The organism is Streptomyces bikiniensis (assembly GCF_000716625.1).
Classification (GTDB): Bacteria; Actinomycetota; Actinomycetes; order Streptomycetales; family Streptomycetaceae; genus Streptomyces; species Streptomyces bikiniensis.
Genome location: NZ_JNXJ01000091.1, coordinates 1 through 6621, shown reverse-complemented (window position 1 = coordinate 6621; position 6621 = coordinate 1). Strand labels below are relative to the sequence as shown.

Annotated in this window: 3 protein-coding genes and 2 pseudogenes; 4 read left to right on the top strand and 1 reads right to left on the bottom strand. The window is 72.7% G+C overall.

From position 1 onward, the window contains the following. The 4 genes and pseudogenes from OO47_RS32745 to OO47_RS32730 form a co-directional block, all read left to right on the top strand. Positions 1-258, top strand: a pseudogene (locus OO47_RS32745) (hypothetical protein); the annotation flags it as partial. Positions 259-390: 132 nt separating this feature from the next. Further along, positions 391-4272 carry an endo-alpha-N-acetylgalactosaminidase family protein gene (locus OO47_RS32740; RefSeq protein ID WP_033211145.1) on the top strand — a complete coding sequence of 1294 codons (3882 nt, stop codon included), beginning with the start codon at positions 391-393 and terminating at the stop codon, positions 4270-4272. A 261-nt stretch (positions 4273-4533) separates the two neighbouring features. After that, positions 4534-6117, top strand: coding sequence for an acyl-CoA carboxylase subunit beta (locus OO47_RS32735; protein WP_078490149.1), 1584 nt, complete (start codon positions 4534-4536; stop codon positions 6115-6117). Between the two features lie 15 nt (positions 6118-6132). After that, on the top strand, positions 6133-6336 hold the full coding sequence (locus OO47_RS32730; RefSeq protein WP_030223365.1) for an acyl-CoA carboxylase subunit epsilon: 204 nt from the start codon (positions 6133-6135) through the stop codon (positions 6334-6336). A gap of 179 nt (positions 6337-6515) precedes the next feature. Here the strand turns inward: OO47_RS32730 and OO47_RS32725 are convergent. Next, a pseudogene (locus OO47_RS32725) lies at positions 6516-6621 on the bottom strand (ATP-binding protein); the annotation flags it as partial.

Sequence of the window (6621 nt, the reverse complement as noted above, 5' to 3'; positions counted from 1 at the left end):
AGGAGCGCCAGCGGCTGCGCCCTCAACATCACCGGCGGCACCGAGACCGGGCACGCGGGCGGCACGTACTCCCACTGGAACGGCTACAAGCTGGACTTCGGCAAGTACACCTGCCTCGGGAACTACATCAAGAACACCTTCACCTACATCGGCGTGCGCGGCGACGGGGCCCCGCAGTGGAGGTCCGGCGCGGGCAACGTCTACGCCGACGAGGGCAACCACTGGGACGTGACCTTCTACAACTGCGGCGGCTGCTGACCCCGGCCGGGAACGGCCGAAGAGCCCCCTCCGGAGCCCACTTGGACTAACCGAAGGGGGTTCTTGGACTGGAGGGGCCCGCGCGGCGCGATCTCGTTGACGGTGCCGCCGGGCCGGGGCCAACTAGTGCGCATGCCCCTCCCTCACTCGCCACGAGGCCGCAGGATCCGTGCGGCCTGCGCGCTCGCCGTCGCCTCCTCCGCCGTGTTCGCCCTGGCGGGGCCGGCCCTGGCCGACCCCCGGACCCCGCCCGCCGGGACCGCCCCGGACGCCGCCGCGGACACCTCCACGGGCGCCGTCATCTCCTCCCGGCAGCTCTCCGTCGCCGTCGCCGAGGACTTCCCCCGCGTCCTCTCGTACACCGACCGCGCGAGCGGCGCCCGCCTCCTCGGCAGTACGGCCCCGGTCACCCAGGTCGTCCTCAACGGCACCGCCCGCGCCGTCCGGGCCGAGGCCGCCCCCGTCCTGACCCCGGCCTCCGCCGCGTACACCCTGGTCCTGCCCGACCTGCCCGGCGTCGAGATCGACGCGCGGCTGAGCGTCGACGGCCGGACCACCACCTTCCGGATCACCGCCGTCCGCGACACCGAGGCCTTCCGGGTCGGGACCATCGACATACCCGGCCACGACCTGGTCTCCGTCGGCTCCTCGGACGCCGGCGGCGCCACCACCGCCTTCACCCGCCTCGACCCGGACTCCACCCGTACCGCCGACGTCTTCGCGCGGGTCACCGACGCCACCCCGGCCGAGGCGAGCCCCACCGGCGCCACCTACGCGATCGTCGGCACCGGCCGCCTCGCCGCCGCCGTCGAGTCCAACTCCAGCTACGACAAGCCCACCGGCGCCTCCGCCCGCGACGCCTCCCGCTTCTGGCACCAGGCCCGCAGGAACGGCACCGAGACCCGCGTCGGCGTCTGGTCCGGCCAGTGGACCTACCGCGGCGAGGGCGCCCCGCAGCCCGAGAGCGGCGACGCCCTGCCCTGGGCCAAGGTCGTCGTCACCCCCGACGCCAACGCCGACGGCACCGTCGACTGGCAGGACGGCGCCGTCGCCTTCCGCACGATCGGGATCAAGGCCCCCGGCAGCGAGCAGACCCCCGGCCGGGTCGTCGCCCACATCCCGTTCAACTTCGCCTCCCAGGCCACCCACCCCTTCCTGCGCACCCTGGACGACGTCAAGCGGATCTCGCTCGCCACCGACGGACTCGGCCAGTTCGCCCTGCTCAAGGGGTACGGCTCCGAGGGCCACGACTCCGCCCACCCCGACTACGGCGGCAACTACAACGAGCGCGCCGGCGGCCTCGCCGACCTCAACACCCTCCTCAAGGAGGGCCGGAAGTGGAACGCCGGCTTCGGCGTCCACGTGAACGCCACCGAGTCGTACCCCGAGGCGAAGAACTTCAGCGAGACCCTGGTCGACCGGACCAAGCCCGGCTGGAACTGGCTCAACCAGAGCTACTACATCGACCAGCGCCGGGACATCAACAGCGGCGACCTCGCCCGCCGCTTCCAGCAGCTCCGCGACGAGACCGACCCCAACCTCTCCGCGCTCTACATCGACGTCTACTACACGCACGGCTGGATCGCCGACAAGACGATGCGGGCCGTCCAGGCGCAGGGCTGGAACGTCGCCACCGAGTGGGCCGACAAGTTCGAGCGCTCTTCCCTCTGGTCCCACTGGGCCAACGACCTCGACTACGGCGGCGCCACCAACAAGGGCCTCAACTCGCAGATCATCCGCTTCATCCGCAACGGCGAGAAGGACGTCTGGAACGACCACCCGGTCCTCGGCCAGACCGCCCTGGTGGACTTCGAGGGCTGGACCGGCGAGACCGACTGGAACGCCTTCACCGCCAACGTCTGGCAGCGCAACCTGCCCGCCAAGTACCTCCAGCAGCAGAAGATCACCCGCTGGAACGGCAATGACATCACCTTCACCGGCGGCGTCCGCGGCACCGTCGAGGACGGCCGCCGCACCTTCTACGAGAACGGCCGCAAGGTCCTCGACGGCGAGAGCTACCTGCTCCCCTGGGACGGCGGCAGGAAGCTCTACCACTACAACGAGTCCGGCGGCACGACCAGTTGGCAGGTCCCGGCCGGCCCCCGCTCGTACACCGTGTACCGGCTCACCGACAACGGGCGCGTGAAGACCGCCACCGTGCGGCCGGCCGGCGGAAAGGTCACCCTGGAGGCCGCCGCCGGACAGGCCTACGTCCTCTACCCCGACAAGGCCCCCGCCCGGACCGACCCCCAGTGGGGCCGGGGCACCCCGGTGAAGGACCCCGGCTTCAACGACGCGGGGCTCACCGCCTGGACGAAGACCGGCACCGTCGCCCGCGACACCGATGAGCAGGGGCGCACCAGCGCGAAGCTCACCGGCACCGCCCCCGCCTCGGTCGGACAGCGGATCACCGGCCTCACCCCCGGCAAGCGGTACACCGCCTCAGCCCTGATCGAGGTCGAACCCGGCAGGACCCGCCCCACCACCCTCTCCGCCGGCGGGGCGTCCGTCACCGTCGAGCGCTCCCCGCTCCAGAACCGGATCGCCGCCTCCGACTGGAACGACACCCGCCTCCAGCGCGCCAAGGTCACCTTCACCGCACCGCACGGCGCCACCCCCCTGAGGATCGAGGCCGCGGGCGGCAGCGCCGCCGCCGTCCGGATCGACGACGTCCGGATCGTCGCCAACGACCCCGCCGGCAAGCCGGGGACCACGGTGTACGAGGACTTCGAGGCCGTCGACCAGGGCTGGGGCCCCTTCCTCAAGGGCGACGCCGGCGGGACGAACGACCCGCGCACCCACATCGCCCAGCTCCACGCCCCCTACACCCAGGCCGGCTGGAACGGGAAGCTCGTGGACGACGTCGTCGGCGGCGCCGAGTCCCTCAAGTCGCACGACGAGAACAGCGGCCTCGTCTACCGGACCGCCCCCTGGACCGTCCCCATGGAGGACGGCCGCCGGTACCGCGTCGAGTACGCCTACCAGTCCAGCCACGCGGGCGCGTACGAGTGGGTCACCGGCTACGACCGCACCAGCGGCACCGGAGCGGCCGTCGAGACCCGGCGCACCCCGATCGGGCAGCAGCGCACCACCGGGCACTTCACCGAGACCGTCACGGCGGGCTGCGGCGACACCTGGACCGGGCTGCGCAAGCGCGCCGACGCCCCCGACGGCGCCGACTTCGTCCTCGACGGCTTCACCGTGACCGACCTCGGCCCGGCCCCCGAGCGCGCCGCCTGCGGCACCCTCGCCGTCGCCGCGCCCGAGACCCTGGAGCCCGGCCGCCCGAACCGGGTCACCGTCACCTTCGGCAACGACGAGGCCGCCGGGGCCACCGGCGCGCGGGCCGTCCTCGAACTGCCCGAGGGCTGGACCGCCGAACCGGCCGGGCCCGTCGACCTCGGCACGGTCGCGGCGGGCGGAAGGGCCACCGCCGCCTGGCAGGTGACCCCGCCGGTGGACGCGGCCTACCGGTCGTACCCGCTGAACGCCTCCCTCGCGTACACCGTCGGCGGGGACGGGCGGAGGCTGACCGCCGCCGCCACCGTCCGCACCCTGCCCCCGCCGCCCACCGCCGACACCTGGGCGAGCGACCACGACTGGACCTCGGCGACCAGCGGCTGGGGACCCGTCGAGCGCGACCTCTCCAACGGCGGGACCGGCGCCGGGGACGGCTCCCCGCTGACGATCGGGGGAGTGGCGTACGCCAAGGGCCTGGGCACCCACGCCCCCGCCACCGTCCGCTACTACCTCGGCGGCCGGTGCGCCTCCTTCACCGCCGGGGTCGGCGTGGACGACACCCAGGTCGGCCGGGGCAGCGTCCGGTTCACCGTCCTCGCCGACGGCGCGGAGAAAGCGAAGTCCCCGGTCCTCAAGGCCGCGGACCCCGCTTGGCCCCTCACCGCCGACGTCACCGGAGCGGCCTACGTCGACCTGGTGGTGGACGACGGCGGCGACGGCAACGGCAACGACCACGCGGACTGGGGGAGCGCCCGCTTCCACTGCGGCGGCTGACCCCCTGCAACGCCTTCCCGAAGGGCGGGGCGTTGTAGGGAAGTGAAGAACGCGGGCGGCACCCCGGTACGGTGGGGTGCCGCCCGCGGACGTGTGGCCCCCGCCGAGGTCTATGTCGGACTCCTACAAACACAAGGGGTGTCCGGCTGTTGACTCGGGACGTACGGGGCGCGGTTCTGTCCGTCCCCGCCAGGAATCGACACGCGAGACTGTACGGAGTCGACGGCAGGGTTTTCTTGTCCGACTTCGTAGGGTCGGTACATGACCGTTGTGGACCAGATCCCGAGCGAGCCCGTCGACGCCCGCGGCCGCGTGGCCGAGCTGCACGTCCTGCGCGAGCAGGCCCTGGCGGGCCCGAGCGAGAGGGCGACCGAGGCGCAGCACGCCAAGGGCAAGCTGACGGCGCGCGAGCGCATCGAGCTCCTGCTCGACCCTGGTTCCTTCAACGAGGTCGAGCAGCTGCGCCGGCACCGCGCGCAGGGCTTCGGCCTGGAGGCGAAGAAGCCGTACACCGACGGCGTCATCACCGGCTGGGGCACGGTCGACGGCCGCACGGTCTTCGTCTACGCGCACGACTTCCGGATCTTCGGCGGCGCCCTCGGCGAGGCCCACGCCACCAAGATCCACAAGATCATGGACATGGCCATCGCGGCCGGGGCCCCGCTGGTCTCCCTGAACGACGGCGCCGGCGCCCGCATCCAGGAGGGGGTCTCCGCCCTCGCCGGCTACGGCGGCATCTTCCAGCGCAACACCCGCGCGAGCGGCGTCATCCCGCAGATCTCCGTGATGCTCGGCCCCTGCGCGGGCGGCGCGGCCTACAGCCCCGCCCTGACCGACTTCGTCTTCATGGTCCGCGAGACCTCGCAGATGTTCATCACCGGCCCGGACGTCGTCAAGGCGGTCACCGGCGAGGAGATCACCCAGAACGGCCTCGGCGGCGCCGACGTCCACGCCGGCACCAGCGGCGTGGCGCACTTCGCGTACGACGACGAGGAGACCTGCATCGCGGAGGTCCGCTACCTCCTGTCGATGCTCCCGCAGAACAACCGCGAGAACCCCCCGGCCGTCCCCTCCGAGGACCCGGCCGACCGCCGCTCCGACGTCCTGCTCGACCTGGTCCCCGCCGACGGCAACCGCCCGTACGACATGCACAAGGTCATCGAGGAGCTCGTCGACGACGGCGACTACCTGGAGGTCCACGAGCGCTGGGCCCGCAACATCATCTGCGCCCTGGCCCGCCTCGACGGCCAGGTCGTCGGCATCGTTGCCAACCAGCCGCAGACCCTCGCCGGCGTCCTGGACATCGAGGCCTCCGAGAAGGCGGCCCGGTTCGTGCAGATGTGCGACGCCTTCAACATCCCGATCATCACCCTTCTGGACGTACCCGGCTTCCTTCCCGGGGTGGACCAGGAGCACGGTGGGATCATCCGGCACGGCGCCAAGCTCCTCTACGCCTACTGCAACGCGACCGTGCCCCGGATCAGCCTGATCCTGCGCAAGGCGTACGGCGGCGCGTACATCGTGATGGACTCCCAGTCCATCGGCGCCGACCTGACGTACGCCTGGCCCACCAACGAGATCGCGGTCATGGGCGCCGAGGGCGCCGCCAACGTGATCTTCCGCAAGCAGATCGCGGAGGCCGAGGACCCCGAGGCCATGCGCACCCGCATGGTCAAGGAGTACAAGGCCGAGCTGATGCACCCGTACTACGCCGCGGAGCGCGGCCTGGTCGACGACGTCATCGACCCCGCCGACACCCGCCAGGTCCTCATCCGCTCCCTGGCCATGCTCCGCACCAAGCACGCCGACCTGCCCTCCCGCAAGCATGGCAACCCGCCGCAGTAAGAGGAGCCCCCTTCCATGAGCACTCCCGCCAATCTCCTGCGCGTCGAGAAGGGTCACGCCGACCCCGAGGAGCTCGCCGCCATCACCGCGGTCCTCCTCGCCCGCGCGGCCGCCCAGCCGTCCGCCGAGGCCGCCCCCGCGCACCGCGGCCGCACCGCGGCCGGCTGGCGCCGTCTGGAGCGCGAGCACGGCTTCCGCGCCCCGCACAGCTGGCGCTAGCCGGCACGGAGCGCAGCGCGCGACGCACGGAGCACGGCGAAGGGCCGGGACCCGGTGAGACCGGGTCCCGGCCCTTCGCGCTGTCCGTGGGCGGACGCACACATGCCGGAGGCCGCGCCCCCCTTCCGGGGAGCGCGGCCTTCGGGACGAGCGGGTACGGACGGAACGCCGGGGGACAGCTACCGCAGCCGGGCCATGAGGGCGTGCTCGACGAGGGTGATGAGCGCGCTCTTGGCGTCGGCGCGGTGGCGGGCGTCGGTGGTGATGATGGGGGTGTCGGGGCCG